General features: G+C 71.2%; 13 protein-coding genes and 1 pseudogene. 2 read left to right on the forward strand and 12 right to left on the reverse strand.

The genetic code is table 11. From position 1 onward, the window contains the following. The 4 genes from AB0G32_RS28075 to AB0G32_RS28090 all read right to left on the reverse strand — a co-directional run. Positions 1–925: hypothetical protein (locus tag AB0G32_RS28075; protein WP_361169066.1), on the reverse strand; the 925-nt coding region annotated here is incomplete at its 3' end. 52 nt (positions 926–977) lie between these two features. Further along, complete coding sequence (eccCa, locus tag AB0G32_RS28080; RefSeq protein WP_361169069.1) at positions 978–5,036, reverse strand: type VII secretion protein EccCa; 4,059 nt, start codon at positions 5,034–5,036, stop codon at positions 978–980. Next, positions 5,033–5,464 (reverse strand): hypothetical protein, encoded by a 432-nt coding sequence (locus AB0G32_RS28085; RefSeq protein WP_361169072.1) that lies wholly within the window; start codon positions 5,462–5,464, stop codon positions 5,033–5,035. Before AB0G32_RS28085 ends, eccCa begins: the two co-directional genes overlap by 4 nt. 2 nt (positions 5,465–5,466) lie before the next feature. Then, a complete protein-coding gene (locus tag AB0G32_RS28090; protein ID WP_361169075.1) occupies positions 5,467–5,772 on the reverse strand; it encodes a WXG100 family type VII secretion target in 306 nt (101 codons plus the stop codon). Between the two features lie 127 nt (positions 5,773–5,899). Between AB0G32_RS28090 and AB0G32_RS28095 the strand changes: the two genes are divergently transcribed. Then, on the forward strand, positions 5,900–6,469 hold the full coding sequence (locus tag AB0G32_RS28095) for a hypothetical protein (RefSeq protein WP_361169078.1): 570 nt from the start codon (positions 5,900–5,902) through the stop codon (positions 6,467–6,469). Between the two features lie 29 nt (positions 6,470–6,498). On the opposite strand, the gene AB0G32_RS28100 is transcribed toward AB0G32_RS28095, so the two are convergent. The 5 genes from AB0G32_RS28100 to AB0G32_RS28120 form a co-directional block, all read right to left on the reverse strand. Next, positions 6,499–9,210: a right-handed parallel beta-helix repeat-containing protein gene (locus tag AB0G32_RS28100; RefSeq protein WP_361169081.1), complete on the reverse strand. Its 2,712-nt coding sequence runs from the start codon at positions 9,208–9,210 to the stop codon at positions 6,499–6,501. Then, positions 9,207–10,556: a type VII secretion integral membrane protein EccD gene (eccD, locus tag AB0G32_RS28105; protein WP_361169084.1), complete on the reverse strand. Its 1,350-nt coding sequence runs from the start codon at positions 10,554–10,556 to the stop codon at positions 9,207–9,209. The genes AB0G32_RS28100 and eccD overlap by 4 nt, the downstream gene beginning before the upstream one ends. A 19-nt stretch (positions 10,557–10,575) precedes the next feature. Then, positions 10,576–10,902 (reverse strand): WXG100 family type VII secretion target, encoded by a 327-nt coding sequence (locus AB0G32_RS28110; protein ID WP_361169087.1) that lies wholly within the window; start codon positions 10,900–10,902, stop codon positions 10,576–10,578. A 40-nt stretch (positions 10,903–10,942) separates the two neighbouring features. After that, entirely contained in the window at positions 10,943–11,302 is a 360-nt protein-coding gene (locus AB0G32_RS28115; protein WP_361169090.1) for a WXG100 family type VII secretion target, read from the reverse strand. A 124-nt stretch (positions 11,303–11,426) separates the two neighbouring features. Further along, positions 11,427–13,025: a ubiquinol-cytochrome c reductase cytochrome b subunit gene (locus AB0G32_RS28120; RefSeq protein ID WP_361169093.1), complete on the reverse strand. Its 1,599-nt coding sequence runs from the start codon at positions 13,023–13,025 to the stop codon at positions 11,427–11,429. Positions 13,026–13,223: 198 nt separating this feature from the next. Here AB0G32_RS28120 and AB0G32_RS28125 point away from each other — a divergent pair. Beyond that, positions 13,224–13,542, forward strand: a pseudogene (locus tag AB0G32_RS28125) (hypothetical protein). Positions 13,543–13,567: 25 nt separating this feature from the next. On the opposite strand, the gene AB0G32_RS28130 reads toward AB0G32_RS28125, so the two are convergent. From AB0G32_RS28130 to AB0G32_RS28140, 3 genes are all read right to left on the reverse strand, one after another. Beyond that, positions 13,568–14,376 (reverse strand): IS5 family transposase gene (locus tag AB0G32_RS28130; RefSeq protein ID WP_361169096.1). Its coding sequence is split into 2 segments (ribosomal slippage): positions 13,568–14,037 and positions 14,037–14,376, totalling 810 coding nucleotides; the frame shifts between segments, so codons are not numbered across the junction. Positions 14,377–14,478: 102 nt separating this feature from the next. Next, the gene (locus AB0G32_RS28135) at positions 14,479–14,967 is read right to left on the reverse strand and encodes an N-acetyltransferase (RefSeq protein WP_361169099.1); all 489 of its coding nucleotides are present in this window, start codon (positions 14,965–14,967) and stop codon (positions 14,479–14,481) included. A gap of 280 nt (positions 14,968–15,247) precedes the next feature. Beyond that, the gene (locus AB0G32_RS28140) at positions 15,248–16,663 is read right to left on the reverse strand and encodes a PQQ-binding-like beta-propeller repeat protein (protein WP_361169102.1); all 1,416 of its coding nucleotides are present in this window, start codon (positions 16,661–16,663) and stop codon (positions 15,248–15,250) included. Positions 16,664–16,891: the final 228 nt, after the last annotated feature.

The following is a 16,891-nucleotide window of genomic DNA, read 5'->3' on the forward strand; positions in this document are numbered from 1 at the left end:
CGTGATGGCCCGCTTCGGCGACCGGATCGCGTACGCCGTCACCCTCAACGAACCCAACCTGGAGCAGCTGTTGCAGGCGGGCGCCGCCCGGTGCCGTGGAGCCGCTCGTCGAAGTGCCGATCCGCGCGCCGTACTCCCCGAAGGCGCCGCCGTTCGGCATGCCGGGCAGGCCGTCGAGGGTCGTGGGAGCAGTGACCGTTCCCGCCCTGGGCACCGGCACATTGCGGTTCGTGGGCAGTTCCGGCAGGGGTATCTTCGCGCCCAGGCCCGCCACCTTCGACGCCGCGCCCGGGAAGTGGTCCGGTCCGCTCATCCCCGCGCCCATCCAGACGCCCAGGCCCATGTTGAGGCCCTCGCTCTGCCAGTCCACCTTGAACGGCGCACCCGCGGCCTTCGAGGCGGCCCACTGGGAGAAGACGTCCTCGCCGAGTGCCGTGGCCGCGTTGAGCGCCGCCTCGCCGACGAAGGCGCCGGCCCGGCCGAGGGAGCCGGCCGCGGAGACCAGCCGGGCGATCACGGTGGTCATGGTCTGCACGAGCCGGGCGACGACGGAGAGCAGCCGTCCGATCAGCCCCGCGACACCGAAGGCGACGAACCCGGTGAGCATGCCGAACAGCGCGCTGAGTCCTTCCATGAAGTGCTGTCTGGCGATCTCGTCGATCAGGTTCTGCAGCTGTTCCGCGTACTGGAGGATCGTCTCGCCGATGCTCCGCATGACGTACGCGGCCTGCCAGACGGCGTTCCAGACGTTCCCCGGCCCTCCGGTCCAGGACTGGAGGGCCGCGGCGCCGGCCCGGCCGGTCCACGCTCCGTTCATCGCCAGGACGCTGCCGTGCATCGTCGCCAGGTATTCGAAGAGCCGCTCGCCGGTGTCGATCCACAGCTGACCCAGCTCGCGGATGGGCTGTACGTCGAACAGCGGCATGGCTGCGTGCTCCTCAAGGGGGTGGGGTGTGCGGGGCGGCGGGGTATGACCGTCAGGGCTCGGCCGGGTCGTACACGGTCTGGACGAGCGAGGTGACGTCGGCACGGGAGACGAGGAAACCCCGTCCGGGCGGCAGGCGCTGGGCGCGCTGGTCCCCGAGGATGATTCCCTCGCGGGGGTCACCGGAGAGGATCAGACCGCCTGAGCCCAGCTCGCGCAGCCGGCCGGCGACCGGGTCGGCCAGGGTGCGGCTGAGGCCGCCGGTCCGGCGCGCGAGGACCACGTGGAAGCCGATGTCGGCGGCCTGGGTGAGGTAGTCGGCCGCCGCCGCCAGCGGTCCGCGCCCGGCCGCTCCGCCGGACACCAGGTCGTAGTCGTCCACGACCAGGTACAGCTCGGGCCCCGACCACCAGGTACGTTCCTTCAGCTCGCGCGGGGTGACGTCCGGCGGTGGCCTGCGTTCCTTCAGTTTCGCGACGACCTGTCCCACGTACTCCGCGGCCGAGTCCGGGTCCCCGGCCACCGCGCCCAGGTAGTCCTCGGGCACCGCTCCCAGCAGCCCGCGGCGGTAGTCGACGACGACGAAGCGCAGGTCCCAGGCGGACCGGCGGGCCACCATGCCCCGCATCCAGGAGCGCAGGAACGCCGTTTTACCCGATCCGGAGTCGCCGTACACCAGGAAGTGCGGAGCGTCGCCCTCCAAGTCGAGGGTGACCGGGCGCAGGTCCGACTCCCTGATGCCGACGGGTACCGCGGACGCGGGCAGGTCGGCCGAGTCCGCGGGGCGCTCCGCCAGGGCGCTCGTCAGGTCCTCGGGGGTGACCACCTCGGCCAGTACCCGCAGCGCAGGCGCGGACTCGCCCTTCCAGCCCACGGCCAGATCGTCGACCAGTGTCCGCTGCGCCTCGGTGAGTCCGTCGGTGGACGCCGTGCCGTCGATCCGTGGCAGCACCGTGTGGAAGAGGTTCCCCGGCGCGACCAGGCCGCGGCCCGGCAGGAAGGCGCGCAGTTGCCGGGCGAGGGGCCGGGAGATCTCCGACTCCCCCGGTTCGGCGAGCCGCAGTTCCAGCCGGCCCGCGATGGTGTCGCGCAGGTTGGCGCGCAGTTCGGCCCAGCGGTTGGCGGTGAGCACCAGGTGGACGCCGACCCCGAGGCCGCGCACCGCGAGGTCGGGGACGATCTCCTCGGCCTGTGCCACCGCCGCGCGCAGAGCGGGCCAGTTGTCGATGACCAGGACGACGTCGGCGGCGTCGACGCCGTCGGGCAGGGCGCCCTCCTCGCGGAGCCCGCGGAAGTCGGCGGCGGAGTCGATCCGCAGCCGCTGGAAGAGGCGTTCACGGTCGGCGACCAGTTCCCGGACCACGGACAGGGCACGCCGGGTGCGTGCCTCGTCGTGCCGGGTGGTGATGCCCGAGACGTGAGGTGCGCCTTCCAGGCCGATCAGGGAGCCGCCGCCGAAGTCGATGCCGAGGAAGCGGAGTTCGTCCGGGGTGTGGGTGAGCATCGCGCTGGTCATCAGGGAGCGCAGCAGGGTGCTCTTACCGGACTGCGGCGCGCCCACCACGATCAGGTTGCCCTGCGGGCCGGACAGGTCGAGGAGCATGGCGCGCTGCTCCTGACTCCGGGGCAGGTCCACCACGGCGACGGGGAAGGTCAGGGCGCCACCCCGCGGCCACAGCTGCGAGTGGAGGCCGCGTTCGCCGTCGGCGGTGAACGGACCGAGCACCGACTCGAGTTCGATGGCCGACGGCAGGGGCGGCAGCCACACCTGGTGCACGGCCCGGCCATGGGCCTTGATCTGTTCCACCGCCACCTGCATCTCGGTGCGGCTGCCGGTCAGCGACCGGGCCGGTGCGGTGGACGGCTCGGGCTCGGCGGCGTCCCCGGTGCGGGCGTCCTCGGCGGTGCGCGGACCGAAGAGCACCGGCACCGGTTCCGGTGCGGGGACCGTCACCCGCTCCTCCGGCTCCTGGTAGGTACCGGAGATGTGGGCGACGCGGAAGCGCTCGTACACGGACTCGTCCACCTTCAGGTAGGCGGAGCCGGGGATCGGGGGGAGGTGGTAGGCGTCGGCCGTCCCGATGACCGCCCGGCTCTCCTGGGCGCTGAAGGTGCGCAGGCAGACGCGGTACGACAGGTGGGACTCCAGTCCGCGCAGCCGCCCCTCGTCAAGCCGCTGGGTGGCGAGCAGCAGGTGCATGCCCAGGCTGCGTCCGACGCGGCCGATCTGCACGAAGAGTTCGATGAAGTCGGGCCGCTGGGTGAGCAGTTCACCGAACTCGTCGACGACGATCATCAGGTACGGCATCGGCTCCAGGGGCCGGCCGTCGGTGTCGGTACCGCCGGCCGCCTGCAGCAGTTGGTACGCACGGACCGTGTCGACATCGCCCGCCGCGCGCAGCATCCGCTGGCGGCGCTGCTGTTCGCCCTGAAGGGCGGTGCGGACGCGGTCCACCATGGCCAGGTCGTCGCCGAGGTTGGTGATGAGACCCGCGACGTGGGGCAGTTCGGTCACGCCCGCGAAGGTGGCGCCGCCCTTGAAGTCGACCAGGACGAAGCCGAGATGTTCGGGGGCGTGGGTCATGGTCAGGCCCGTCACCAGGGTGCGCAGCAGTTCGCTCTTGCCGGAGCCGGTCGCGCCCACGACCAGGCCGTGCGGGCCGATGCCGCCGAGCGCGGACTCCTTGAGGTCGAGGACGAGCGGGCCGCCGTCGCCGGTGAAGCCGATGGGCAGGCGCAGCAGGGCCTCGTCGTCCGGTGCGCGCCACAGCCGGGTCGGGTCGAAGGCACCCGGATCGGCCACGCCCAGCATCTCGGGGAGGCTGACCGTGCGGGACAGTACCTGTTCGCGCTCGCCCGACAGCCGCAGTGGGGACAGTGCCCGCGCGGTCTCCTCGCCCAGGGCAGAGGGGCAGGAGTCGGCGGCCCCGTCGTCGACCCGCTGCACCAGGGCCGCGTACCGGGTCTCCAGAGTGAGGGTGCCGTCGGCGGCCACCCGGGCGCGGACGTCGACCCGGCCGGGTTCCTCGCTCTCCTTGCCGACCAGGCACACCACGTGGATGCCGCTCTCCGGTCCGGCCTCCGCCAGCAGGTCCGCCACCAGCGGCAGCCGCGCCCAGTCCGCGCCGGGGCGGTAGCCGTCCAGCAGCACCACCAGGTGGCGGGCGGCCTTCTGGTCCCGGCGCAGGCCCAGCGCGGTGACGCGCTCCAGGCGTTCTTCCCGGGCCCGGTCCACCTCGGCCTGGAGCAGGTCGGCGAGACCGTCGAACTCCTCGGCCACCATGGGGACGGGTTCCGCCCGGCCTGGCCGGCGGACGTGCGGCAGCCATTTCGCCCAGGACCAGGCGGGTGCCTCGCCGGGGGTGAGGGCGGCGACCCGGACGTCGTCGGGGGCGTGCAGCACGGCCAGTTGCAGCAGCAGGGAGCCGGCCACGTCGGCGGTGCGTTCCCCGGGGCCGAGCAGGCTGAGGACGCCGGTGTTCGCCAGGTCCACCCAGGCCGGCTGGAGACCGACGGTGGCGAAGTCGTCCACCAGCCGCTGGGCACGGCGATGTGCCTCGGGATCGTGCTCGGTGGTGGGATCGCCCTGTCTGCCGAGGGCCAGCCGCATCGCCGGGGTGCCGCGCCCCTGTCCCAGCCGCAGCCGGAGGAAGTCGGCGTCGGACGGGCGGCGCTCCCACACCCGCCTCGGCCCCGTGGTGGCGAATGCCCACAGCCGGTGCGGGCTCGGGTGCAGGAAGGCGTTGACCGCGCGCTGCGCCGCCGCCGACTCCCTGGCCTGGGCCCGGATGTCCGACAGGTACTCGACGTACCGCTCCCGCTGGCGGAATTGGGCGCGCCGGCCGGCGTTCCTGCTCTGCGCCCGGACCAGGACGAGGATGCCGATGGAGAGGACGACGAAGCCGACCCCGAGCAGGATCATCCACGGTCGGCCGTTGGTGACCATGTATGCCGCCATGCTGATGCTGCTCAGTACGGGGATCAGGATGTAGAGCCAGGTCTGGGCCTGGTTCTGCGCGGCTTTCTGCGGTGGTGGTGCCAGCGACACCTGCTGTTCGGGAACGGACGGCGGGAGCGTTCTCGCGGGCCGGTGGAAATCTATCCTGGTCATGCGTCCGGGAAATCCTGTGTGATGGGATATTCGGCCCCGAGGCGATCACTGGGGGGTGTGGGGCTGCCCTCGGCGGGCGCGGACATTCCGCCGGAGAATTCTTGCCACATGTGCTCCAGTTCCAGTTCGCCCTGGCTGAATCCGGCGGCGGCACCAAGAGCGCCGCCGGCCATCGCGGGGAGCACACCGGGGTGGCCGTCGTCGCCGAACATCTGGAGCATCACGCGGGTCCAGCGCTCGCCGAACGCATGTGCCTCGTCGGCGCTGGCGGCCACCCATCCGAGCCGCAGCGATACCGCGGTCTCATTGATCCGCACGACGGAATGAAGCATCTCCTCGGCGAGCTCGAGCAGGTTCCTGGCGTCGGCGCCGAGCGTCTCGGGGTCGATCTGGATGATTTGCGTGTCGTAATCGGCCTGCTCAGGCATGGTCAGCCTCCCAGGTTGCGGGTGTTGGCGGTCTCGGCGTCCGCGTAGTTGTCGTAGGCGGCCTGCATGCGGCGGGCCGTCTCCTCCAGCAGCTCCAGGAGGTCGTGGGACGCTTTGGTGAACCACTCGGATATCGTCTCGAACGTCACTCCGGAGGGACTCTGCCAGGATTCCCGGGCGGCCTCGAAACGGTTCTGTATCTGGCCGGTCAGGTCCGACATGTTCTGCCTCTCACCGCGCACGACACCAATGGCGGAGCGGAGTTCGCCCAACGCGACACGGAATTCTCCGGGAGACATCTCGGGCATGTTTCTGGCTCCTTTCCCGGCTCCCGCACATTTCCCGTGAAGGGCAGCCGATTTCGTCGATGGGCGGGGATATGCGAATATGGTGATGAGCCGATCGGCCCCATTCCTCGACCCCTGGGAGAAGTGAATGCCCGAGAACGAGCACGTAGCAGATCCGCCCGGTGGCGTTCCCGCCATGACGGTGGGCTGGGCGGCACCGCCGAGTTTCAACGGCGGCGCGGAACTGCCGCAGGGCGACGGCACGGGCGGGGAGGCCGAGGTGGCCGCCAGTGGTCCCTTCCGCTTCGACGCACCCGTGGTCCGCGAGACCGAGAACGTGCTGCTGGCGCAGAGCCGCCTCGCTGTCGCCGACTACGAGACGCTGCGCGCGCGGTCCGAGGCAGCCGTGCACAGCGACAGCTTCTGGATACCCAAGATGCCGGAGCAGCCCGTCGCCGCGTACTCCTGGAACGTCACCCCGGGGGCGAGCAACGGCGCGCCGTCCATGGAGGAGCAGCACGATCTCGACCAACGGCTGCTCAACGAGTTCGGCGGTGAGTTCGCCGCCACGATCAACCCGGCGATGCGGCAGGCCCTGGCCATGGTGAGCAACGCCCTGATGCTGCTGGGCAACTATACCAGTCTGGTCAACGCCTCCGGTCAGTTGTACTCGCGGATCGACCGGTCGGTGCGCTTTCCCGAGCCTCCGGCGACGTAACGGCTGTACGGCGTGTCCGTGGCCGCCAGTCATCGGACCACGGCCTCGGGCACGTCGGCGGGGAGCAGCACGGTGAGGTCCTCATCGCCGGGAGCGGCGAGATCGGCCACGCGCACGGCATGCCGCTCGGTCATCCGCTGGAACGTCTGCCGGGCCGCACGCCCGTTGCCGAACTGCTCGGTGCGCGCCACCGAGGCGAAGTGCTCCAGCAGGGCCGCCGTGGTGCTCGGGGCGAGCCGGTAGTCGTGCCGGGCCGCCTGGGACTCCACGATCCGCACCAGGTCCTCGGACGTGTAGTCCTCGAAGGTGAGGGTGCGGGTGAAGCGCGAGGCCAGACCGGGGTTGGAGGCGATCAGGCGTGCCATGTCCTCCGGATAGCCCGCGGCGATCACCACGACGTCGTCCCGGTGGTCCTCCATCAGTTTCATCAGGGTGGCGATGGCCTCCTGTCCGAAGTCGTTGCCCTGGCCGGCCGGCACGAGGGCGTACGCCTCGTCGATGAACAGCACGCCGCCCAGGGCCCGCCGGAACACCGCCGTGGTCTTCGGCGCGGTGTGCCCGACGTACTCCCCCACCAGCGCGCTGCGGTCGGCCTCCACCAGGTGTCCGTCGGCGAGCAGCCCGAGGGCGGCGAGCAGCCTGCCGTACAGCCGGGCCACCGTCGTCTTCCCGGTTCCCGGGTTGCCCGCGAAGAGCAGGTGGCGGCTGAGCGGCGGCGGTTGCAGGCCCGCCTCCTGCCGTAGCCTGACCATCTGCATGAGCTTGGTCATGGACGCCACTTCCTGCTTGACCTTCTCCAGGCCGACCAGCCGGTCGAGTTCGGCCAGGACGACGGGGAGCCGCTCGGCGCCACCCGGCTCCTGCCCCGGGCCCGGCGCGGTCCGTTCCGCACGCGGCCGGCCGGGCGCGACGGCCGGTTCCCCGTCCACGGGCATGCTCGTCACCCCGACGGCCGTGCTGCGGCACTGTTCGAAGCGGGCGTCCGCGGTGTCGTCCAGCGAGATGTCCTCACCGGTGTCGTGGACCAGGCAGCGACGGAAGACGGGCGTGGCCCCGGCCCCCACGTACAGGGCGGGGAAGCCGGTCGCGGACACGGAGCAGTCCTCCAGCAGTCCGTGCGCGCCGTCACCCACATACACGCCGTTCTTCCCGGTCCCCTCGACGGTCACCGCGCGCACCCGGGGCCGGGCCCCGGACCAGACCACAAGACCGCTGCCCGCGGCACCGCTGATGCTCATGTCCTCGATCCAGGCCACGCTGCCCTCGTCCAGGAAGACACCGGCCGCTCCCGAGTCCGCCACCCGGCCGCCGGTCACGACAGCGCGCGTACCGGCGGCGACCTCGATGCCCGAGTCGGCGGACCGGGTGACCTCGCAGTCCTCCAGCAGCGGCCGGTGCCCGGTGTCCAGGCGGATGCCCACGGCGGCCTCGGCGACCGTGCACCGGCGCAGCACCGCGTCGGCGTCCTTGACGTCGAAGCCGTTCATCCGGGGCCGCTCCACGGCACAGTCCTCGGCGAGGAGTTCGGCGGCCTCCTCGATCCGCACGGCGTGCTGCGCGCTGTCCCGTACCGTGCAGCGGTTCAGTACCGTCTTCGTGGTCCCGGCGAGGTGGAGAGCGGTATAGGCGGTCGTGGTGATCTCGCAGTCGAACATCCGCACGGTGCCGTGGCCACCGGCGTGCACACCGTTGGCCCCGGTACGGGCCACGGTGGTGCCCCGCACGTCCAGGTACGCGCCGTCCATGGCGGCCAGGCCGGTGCCGGACAGGTCGACCACCCGGGTGCGGTCCAGGGTGACCCGGCCGGTGCCGGTGGCGATCACCCCCGCACCGCCCGTCTCGCGCACGGTGCACTCCCGCAGCAGGAGTCCGGCCGGGCCGGACGCCCGGACGCCCTCACGGCCGGTACGGAAGATCTCGCACTCCTCCAAGCGGATGTGCGGCTCCTCATGACCCGCCGCGCCGGGCGTGGCCCCCGCACCGCTCCGGGATTCGCCGGCGGCGGTGTCCGGCGCCTCGGCCACCAGCACTCCCCGGCCCGCGCTGTCGTGCAGCCGGCAGCCGCGCAGCAGCGGGCGGGCCGACGGCTGGACCAGCAGCGCCGCCTCGCCTACGTGTCCGACCGCGCAGTCCGTGAAGGTGGCGCGGCTGCGCCCGGCGAGGACCAGGCCGCAGCCGGTGACCCGGTCGACCGTGGTGTGCCGTACGTCCGCGCCGGCCTCGTCGGCCAGGGTCAGCCCGTGGCCCGTCGACGACCTGATCGCGCAGTCCTCGATCACGGCGGTGGCCGTGCCGGTGAGGTGGACGCCGGAGCCGTCGGCGTTCTCGACCGTGCACCCGCGCAGGACGGGCCTGGCGTCCCGGACGGCCTCGATACGGCCGCCGGACACCCGGCAGTGGTCCAACTCCGCCGCACCCGCCGTCAGGAGCACCGCGGGGCCGCGGTCGGTGCCCGCCTCGATCGTCAGCTCCCGCAGGACCGGCGCTCCGCCGTTCACCGTGACGGCGGGGCCGTGGTGGGCGACGACGCGTACCGTTCCGGGGCCCTTCTCGGGAACGAGCGTCACGTCACGGTCGAGGACCAGGGACTCGCGGTACACACCGGGCCGGACGTGGACGGCAACCCCGTCCTCGGCCGCCCTGAGAGCGGCGGTCAGGGTGCGGTAGCTGCCCCAGCCCCGGTCCGCCACGCGCAGCACGCCGCGCTTGACCGGTGGGCGCGGGTGCGGCAGGCCGGTCACGGCGTCGGTCCGGTGTCAAGCAGGGACGCGTACACCCCGAAGACGCCCACCACGAGCGGCAGGGAGAGGACCAGCAGGAAGCCGCTGAACGGGTCGAGCCAGGCCGGACGGTCCCCGGTGCCCTCCGCGCCGAAGGCCCGGTTCAGCCCCAGGGCCAGCGCGACCATCGCCGCCCCGAGGAGGGCGACGGCACCGGCCCACTGCGGGGCGCCGAAGTTGCCGGGAGCCCGGATCAGCGCGGCGGCCAGGCCGGCGGTGCCCGCGGCCACCATGGGCACCGCGGCCGGAGCCACGGTCGTCTGCCCGGCCCGCAGCACCAGCGCCAGCCCCAGGCAGACCGCCAGGGCCACCGCGAAGGCGTCCTCGCAGACCGCCAGCATCACCAGGCACACGGCGGTCAGGGCGGACACCCCTGTGTTGGCCGCGACCAGGAGCCGCCGGCCCCGCCGGACCAGGCGCCGCACCTCCGCCTCGTCGTCAAGGGTGTCTCCGGCAGCCGGCCGCGGCCCCGACAGGACCGCCACGTGCCCGGAGACCTTCGGAGCGAGACTGAGCAGCACCATCATCACGACGGCGACCACGGCCGACGACTCCCGCGGGTCGGCGTCGCCCAGCACCAGGCAGACCGTCAGCAGCAGCAGCACGCCGGTGCCCGCGGCCGTCATCAGGGTCGCCGGGTGACGGACCGCCAGGACGGCGGCGACGCCGCCCAGCGCGCTCCCGGCACTGATCGCCACCAGCACCGAGGACGTGCTCGTGTCCACCGCCGGGAACACGGCCGCGGCCACCGCCAGCAGGGGCACGGCGGCGAGGGCGAGCACGAGCCGCAGACGCGGCCGCAGCGACCACTCCCGGTGCGTGGCGTACCAGGCCAGCAGGGCCAGCGCCAGCGCCGCGCCGACGGCCCCGCTGCCGGTGACCGGCTTGATCAGCCCGGTCCACGCCAGCGCGGCGAACGCGGCGACGATGCCCAGGACGGCGAGGAGCAGCGTGGTGTGGGCCCGGGCCTGTCGGCCCCACACCGCCATGCCCCCGCTGGTGCTTTCGACCGTCTCCTGCAGGTCGGTGACCACGGGTTCGTCGAACTCACCCGCAGCCACGTCGCGCAGGTACAGCGTGGCACCGTCCACGACGCCGCTCTCCCGCAGCGAGGACTCGGGCGGGAAGAGCGGGCCCTGGGCCCGGGCCAGCGACCACACCGGCGGGAACGTCTCGTCGAACTCGCTCTGGCCCACGAGTTCGAGCAAGGCGGGCAGGTACCCGGCGATCGCGGCGTCCGCGGGTACCGCGAGATCCACCCGGCGCCGGGCGCCCACCACCGTCACGTGACAGCGTTCGTTCTCCACTCGCCTACCGTCCGTCCGGTCAGTTCGTCGAGGTCCACGTCTTGATGTTGGCCTCTTCCGCACCGACGTAATTGCCCCAGTTGACGTTCATGGCCCGGGCGATCTCGCCGAGCACACCGCCGTCCGCGTCGCCGCCGAAGAGTCCGGCGGCCGCCGTGTCCCACTCCTGCATGCGCAGTTGGTAGTCGGTCGCCGACTGGGCGTTCCACGTATCGATCAACGACTGGATACGGCTCTTCAGCGCGGTCAGCTCGCCCATGATGTGGGCGGCCTGGCCGTTGAGGTAGGTACCGGCCCCCTCCAGGTCGGTGCCGACCCTGATGGGTGTGCTTTCGATGTCGGGCATCTCATGTCCTCGGGGAGAAGGTGTGCTGTCGGTGGTGTCCTCAACCCAGCCGGGCCGGCGGGAGGTTCACCCCGGCCAGGTTCGTCAGGTTGGCCTGCTCGGAGTCCATGTAGTTGCCGGCGGTGCCGTCCAGGCCAGTGGCGATGGCCAGCAGCGCCTGCTGGAGGTGGGCCGCGTGCACGTCCCACTCCCGCATGAGCTGCTGGAAGGTGGTGGCGGCGATGCCGCCCCACACCGCTTCCAGGTTCACGACGTAGGACTTGAGGCTGTCCAGCTCGGTCTGGACGTTCGCCTGCGTGGTCCGGATGTCTCCGGCCTTCTGCTTCAGCTCCGCGGGGGTGGTGCGGTAAAGCACACCGTCCGCTCCGCGGAATCCCGCACCCGGGTCGTCGATGGCCATGGCTCACCTTTCTGCCAGTGGGGGCGCGCCATACGATCGAACACACTGTTACGGCGCGGTACTTACAACATAATGCCACGGTGTGAATCCGCTCCGGGTCGGAGTCACGGTGTGCCGGCACGGTTCAGGGCCTGGGTCCGTCGCCGATCTCCTCGTACTCGCTCTCCGTCGGTTTGGGGACCTGCGCGCCGGGGCCGTGCAGGGCGCGGCTGAGCCCGACGCGCAGCCGCCGGGTACGGCCGGTACCGGGTGCGGCCGGCAGGGGCCGGTACTGCTGGTGCGCGGTCAGGGTGTACAGCCGCGCCTGGCTGAGGGGTTCGTGCACCTCGACGTACTCGCCGTGCGGCAGCCGCTTGATGACGCCGGTCTCCCGGCCGTGCAGCACCTTGTCCCGGTCGCGGCGCTGCAGGCCCAGTGCCAGACGGACGGTGACGGCGTAGGCCAGCACCGGGACGACGAAGAGGCCGATGCGCACCGCCCAGGTCACGGCGTTGACGGAGACGTGCAGCCGAAGGGCGATCAGGTCGTTGGCGGCACCGGTCAGTGCCACCGTGTAGACGCTGAGCCAGGCCACGCCCAGGCCGGTGCGCACCGGCCGGTTGCGGGGCCGGTCGAGGAGGTGGTGCTCACGGTCGTCGCCGGTCGCCCACGCCTCGATGAACGGGTAGGCGCCCATCGCCAGGAAGAGCAGCACACCGATCAGCAGCGGCAGGAGGTTGTCCAGGGCCAGGGTGTGGCCCCAGAGGTCGATCTCCCAGCCCGGCATCACCCGCAGGAACCCGTCCGCGACGCCCATGTACCAGTCGGGCTGAGAGCCGGCCGAAACCTGTTCGGGACGGAACGGCCCGTACTCCCACACGGGATTGATCTGCGCGACGGCGGCCATGAAGAAGACCACGCCGGACACCAGGAAGAAGAGGCCGACGGCCTTGACCGCGTACACCCGCAACGGCAGGCCGACCACGTTGTTCTCGGTGCGGCCCGGACCGGGGAACTGCGCGGGCCGGTGCCGGACGGCCGGCACCGCGTACGCGACGAACAGCACGACCATCAGCGCCGGAATGACCAGGGTGTGCAGGGTGTTGAAGCGCGCGATCAGATCGTCGCCCGGGAACTCCCCGCCGAAGAGGAAGAACGACAGGTAGGTGCCGACGACCGGAATCGACAGCAGGGTTCCGTGGACGACCCGCAGTCCCGTCCCCGACAGCAGGTCGTCGGGCAGGTCGTAGCCGGTCAGGCCGCCGAACATGGCCAGGACCAGCAGCAGGAAGCCCAGCACCCAGTTCAGCTCGCGCGGCTTGCGGAACGCTCCGGTGAAGAACACCCGCAGCATGTGCGTGAACAGCGCGGCGACGAACACCAGCGCCGCCCAGTGGTGGGCCTGGCGGATCAGCAGACCGCCACGGACGTCGAAGGAGAGGCGCAGCGTCGAGTCGAACGCCTCCGACACCGGCCGGCCCCGCAGTGGAAGGTAACTGCCGTCGTAGACCAGCAGGTCGGAGGAAGGGTGGAAGTAGAAGCTCAGGTAGGTGCCGGTCGTCAGCAGGATCACGAAGCTGTACAGCGCGATCTCGCCCAGCAGGAACGACCAGTGGTCCGGGAAGACCAGCCGCCGGAGCGAACCGGCCGGGCGGCGCCGGCCCAGCCGGACCTCCATCCACCGGGCCAGCCGCTCCCCGGTACGCCCCGGTCCCGGCCCGTCCGGCCGGCTGTCGTCGCCCATCTCTTCACCACTCATCTCAGCGTCGCCACAAGCCCGCGACGCGACACGGCGGTGCGCCGGACACATCGGGGTTCTCGTCACTGAGACCACCCGCGCCGCTCGGATGTGACACCGGCCGGGGGCGACCCGTGTCACAACGAACGACGTCGCCCGGTCACCTGGTCATGACCGACCGCACCCTCGCACCCCCTGCGTCCGATGCCGGACGACTGGCAACGGGTGCCCTGGCCGTGGTGGCCCACCCCGACGACCTGGAGCCCGAACGAGCCCGGACGCTGCGCGAGTCGGAGCAGCGAGCGGCCGCCGTACTCGATCACACCGTCCCGGTGATCGAGGAACTCCACGGTGGGGACGCCGACCGCGGTCCCTGAACCACCGGGACACTTGGGGACACGGCGCCTGGAACACCCCGGACCCCGAGACACACGCGCGCCGTTTCCCGGCCGACAGCACCCGCGCCCACGGCCCACGGTTCGGCGGGCGGCCCGCCGTCGCCTTCGAGTTGTTCGGCCGCTGACCGCCCTGCCCTTTTACTGATCGTTTCAGAATGAGGTTCGCAGGCGGCGGAGACATATGAGGCTGCAGGCCAGCTCAAGCAGGCCCTGGTGGAGATCAGCGCGCCGCTCGTAGCGGATACCGAGCCGTTTGAAATGGTGCAGCCAGGCGAAGGCACGCTCGACCACCCAACGCACCTTGCCCAGTCCTGAACCATGGGCGACACCTCGTCGGGCGATCATCGGCTTGATGCCGCGCTTCCGCAGCAGGCGGCGGTACTTGTCGAAGTCGTAGCCCCGGTCGGCGTACAGGCGCCGGGGCTTGCGGCGGGGACGTCCCCTCACGCCCCGGATCGGTGGGATCGCGTCCAGCAGCGGCAGGAGCTGGGTGACGTCGTGCCGGTTGCCGCCGGTGAGCGTGACGGCGAGCGGGGTTCCGTGACGGTCGACGATCACATGGTGCTTCGAGTCGGGACGGGCACGGTCGACGGGCGAAGGGCCGGTGTGCGCCCCCCTTTGAGGGCCCGGACGTGGGATCCGTCCACGGCGCAGTCGTCCAGGTCCAGCAGGCCGGCCCGGCGCAACTCGTCCAGCAGGACAGCGTGCAGACATGGCCAGACGCCCGCTTCAGTCCAGTCCCGCAGCCGGCGCCAGGCAGTTACCCCGGAGCATCCCACCGTCTCCGCGGGGACGTCGCGCCAGGCGATACCCGTCCGCAGCACGTACAGGACGCCGGCGAGTGCCACACCGTCCGGCACTCGCCGCCGCCCTGGATAGCGGTGGCGTCGTTCGGGAACAGGCGGCAGCAGCGGAGCAACCCGCTCCCACAGGTCGTCAGGAACAAGATCAGCACGCACCCCGGACACGTTGCCGCCCAAGAGTGTCGAGCACGAGATCCGCAGCTCAAATCATTCTGAAACGATCAGTAAGCCCGCTCCGCGACCGGAAGGCGGCTGAGCCTACGTGAGTTCCTTCCGCATCAACGTGCACATCGTCTCGTAGCGGCGCAACGACCCGTCCGGGGCTTGCTCGTCCCACGCGTCCGGCTGACGGGCGTACGCGATATAACCCAGCCTTTCGTACAGCGCCCGTGCCCGGGGGTTGCTTTCCTCCACACCGAGCTCAGCCTGGCGCAGACCGCGCTTCCTGATCCGCAGTTCCGCGGCCTCGACAAGAAACGTGCCGATCCCGCACGACTGCAACGCGGGATGGACTGCCAACTGCCACAAAGTGCCGACTCCCTTCTTCACTTCGTAGTCGACACCGCCTTTCGCCACGGGGACGTCCGTCGCCGGACAGACCGCGAGGTAGTCGACCTCCCCGGACCGGACACGTTCCAACTGCTCGGCGACGCCGGCCAGGTGGTGGTCAGACCCGGCCCACCCGCACGACGCCAGGTCCGCATGGACCAGATCGCGGGCTGACAGTTTCAACACGACGTCGGTCACTTCAGTACCTCCGGGGAGCCAGCATCCACGCCGATCACGCCGGGCACAAATCCGTTTCCTCCGCCCCCTGGATCACGGACCACTGCCGCTCAAGCCATCCGGCCAATGCCCCTCCTGAGATCGCGCGGAGCCGGCCGCGAGAGGCCACCGTGACTGGCCAGCGGTTGAGACGATCTTGCGATGTCCGGTGTCCGGTGCACGGGGTTGTTCAGGACAGCCGTACGCCGTACTGGGAGGGCGGCACCCTTGTGCGGGGCGCCGCCCGCGCCTTTGCGGCGCTTCAGCGGGTTCCGGTTCCGAAGGCCACGGCGAGGTAGCGATCGGCGGGCGTGTCGAGGATTCTGCGCGGCCCGGTCACGGCCTCGTGGCCGAAGTACAGCCGCCCGTGCTCGAAGACGGCCGTGCACATGTCCACGCCGTCGAGGCTCATCAGGTCACGGACGTCGTCGTCGGACGAGGCCGCCGCGAACAGCAGCGACCGGTGCCCAGTGGCGGGATCGATGCCAAGGACTCTGGCGGTCGTCTTCCCCTTCGTACCGCTGCCTCCGTGCCCCACCTGGAGGCCGAGAAGACGGTCCCCGCTCATCCGCAGGGGTACCATGCGCCGACCGCCCTTGGAGCTGAACGACCTCCTGACCTCACCGGTCGTCAGGTCGAAGGCGGTGATCGCCGCGAAGTGCCTGCCGGAGTCCACGCCGTGCAGCGGCAGGTACAAGGTGTCTTCGGTGACGACGTGTTGCCGCTCGCGACTGTCCCAGTTGTACAGGTCGTAGTCCTCGCTCAGCCCGATGGTGGCGCGCAGCCTGCCGTGCCCGTCCAGGCTCAGCACGTGCGTCATCTCGGTGTCTTCGTGATCGACACCGCTGTCGCCCTCGCTCACCGCTACGGTGACGGGGTCGGTCGACAGCACGTCCCAGGTCCAGTACTTCTTCGGGATCCGGTACCTCCACTCCGGGGCGCCGGTCCGGGGGTTCACCTTCCAGAGCACGCGTCCGGCATGATTCTCCGCGCAGCCACGGCCGCTCGCCACCAGGCCGCCACCGCCGGTGAGGTGCATCTCGTGCGAGCACTGCGCGGCCCCTTCGCTCCACAGCGCCTTGCCGCCCGTGACCGGATAGACGACCGACCCCTTGTACCAGCTCACCGCGACGACGCCCTCACCGATGACCAGTTCCGGCTCGCGGAATCGTGTCTTGCTCTTGGGCAGCGCGGTCCGCCAGACCGCGCTGCCGTCGTCGATGTCGAAGACCACGAGCCTGTCGCACCCGCCCTCGTTCCAGCCCCGCTTGCCCAGATGATCCCGGACGACGACGGCGGTGTACCCCTCCGGCGTGACGTCCTGGGTCGCGGCGCAGACGTCCCCGGGCAGCCCCAGCTCCCACAGGCGCCGTCCGCCGGTGGAGTCGTAGGCGGTGACCGAGCCGTACCCGGTCTTCACGTACGACGTCGCGGTGGCCCACGCGCCGTACGTGGTCGCCAACACGCCTTCCTTCAGGTCGGGGGCGTCCACGGTGAACAGCTGCTCGGCGGTGGCATCGTCGGGCACATCCTCGATGCCTCCCTGCCTGAGCCCCTTGTGCGCCGACGTACCGGCCGGCCCGCCGTCCCCCCACAGCACCCAGCAGCCGAGCCCGAGTGTGGCGACGAGCAGCACGGCCACGCAGGCGAGGACTTTCGTACGGGTGCCTGGACTCACGACAAACGGCCTTCCGTCAGGTGCTCACCAACCGAACTGATGGTCTGATGACGTGCGGGAGGGTCGGATGGTTGCCCTGGTGCGGGACATCCCAGGACATCGGGGAGCGCGGCGAGGAACCGGTCGACGTCCGGTTTCACGTAACTCGACAGCTCCCGCAAAGGCAGCACGGTGTCCCGCATCTCTGGCGAGCCCACGGAGTCGCCGGCCGCCGGTTTCGGGGGGCGC

The organism is Streptomyces sp. NPDC023723 (assembly GCF_040639815.1).
Lineage (GTDB): Bacteria > Actinomycetota > Actinomycetes > Streptomycetales > Streptomycetaceae > Streptomyces.

Bases quoted from the DNA above. Each gene is read 5' to 3' on its own strand.
- AB0G32_RS28110 (WP_361169087.1), bottom strand. From the start codon at position 10,902: ATGCCCGACATCGAAAGCACACCCATCAGGGTCGGCACCGACCTGGAG.
- AB0G32_RS28090 (WP_361169075.1), bottom strand. From the start codon at position 5,772: ATGCCCGAGATGTCTCCCGGAGAATTCCGTGTCGCGTTGGGCGAACTC.
- AB0G32_RS28120 (WP_361169093.1), bottom strand. From the start codon at position 13,025: ATGGGCGACGACAGCCGGCCGGACGGGCCGGGACCGGGGCGTACCGGG.
- AB0G32_RS28095 (WP_361169078.1), top strand. From the start codon at position 5,900: ATGCCCGAGAACGAGCACGTAGCAGATCCGCCCGGTGGCGTTCCCGCC.
- eccCa (WP_361169069.1), bottom strand. From the start codon at position 5,036: ATGACCAGGATAGATTTCCACCGGCCCGCGAGAACGCTCCCGCCGTCC.
- AB0G32_RS28085 (WP_361169072.1), bottom strand. From the start codon at position 5,464: ATGCCTGAGCAGGCCGATTACGACACGCAAATCATCCAGATCGACCCC.
- AB0G32_RS28115 (WP_361169090.1), bottom strand. From the start codon at position 11,302: ATGGCCATCGACGACCCGGGTGCGGGATTCCGCGGAGCGGACGGTGTG.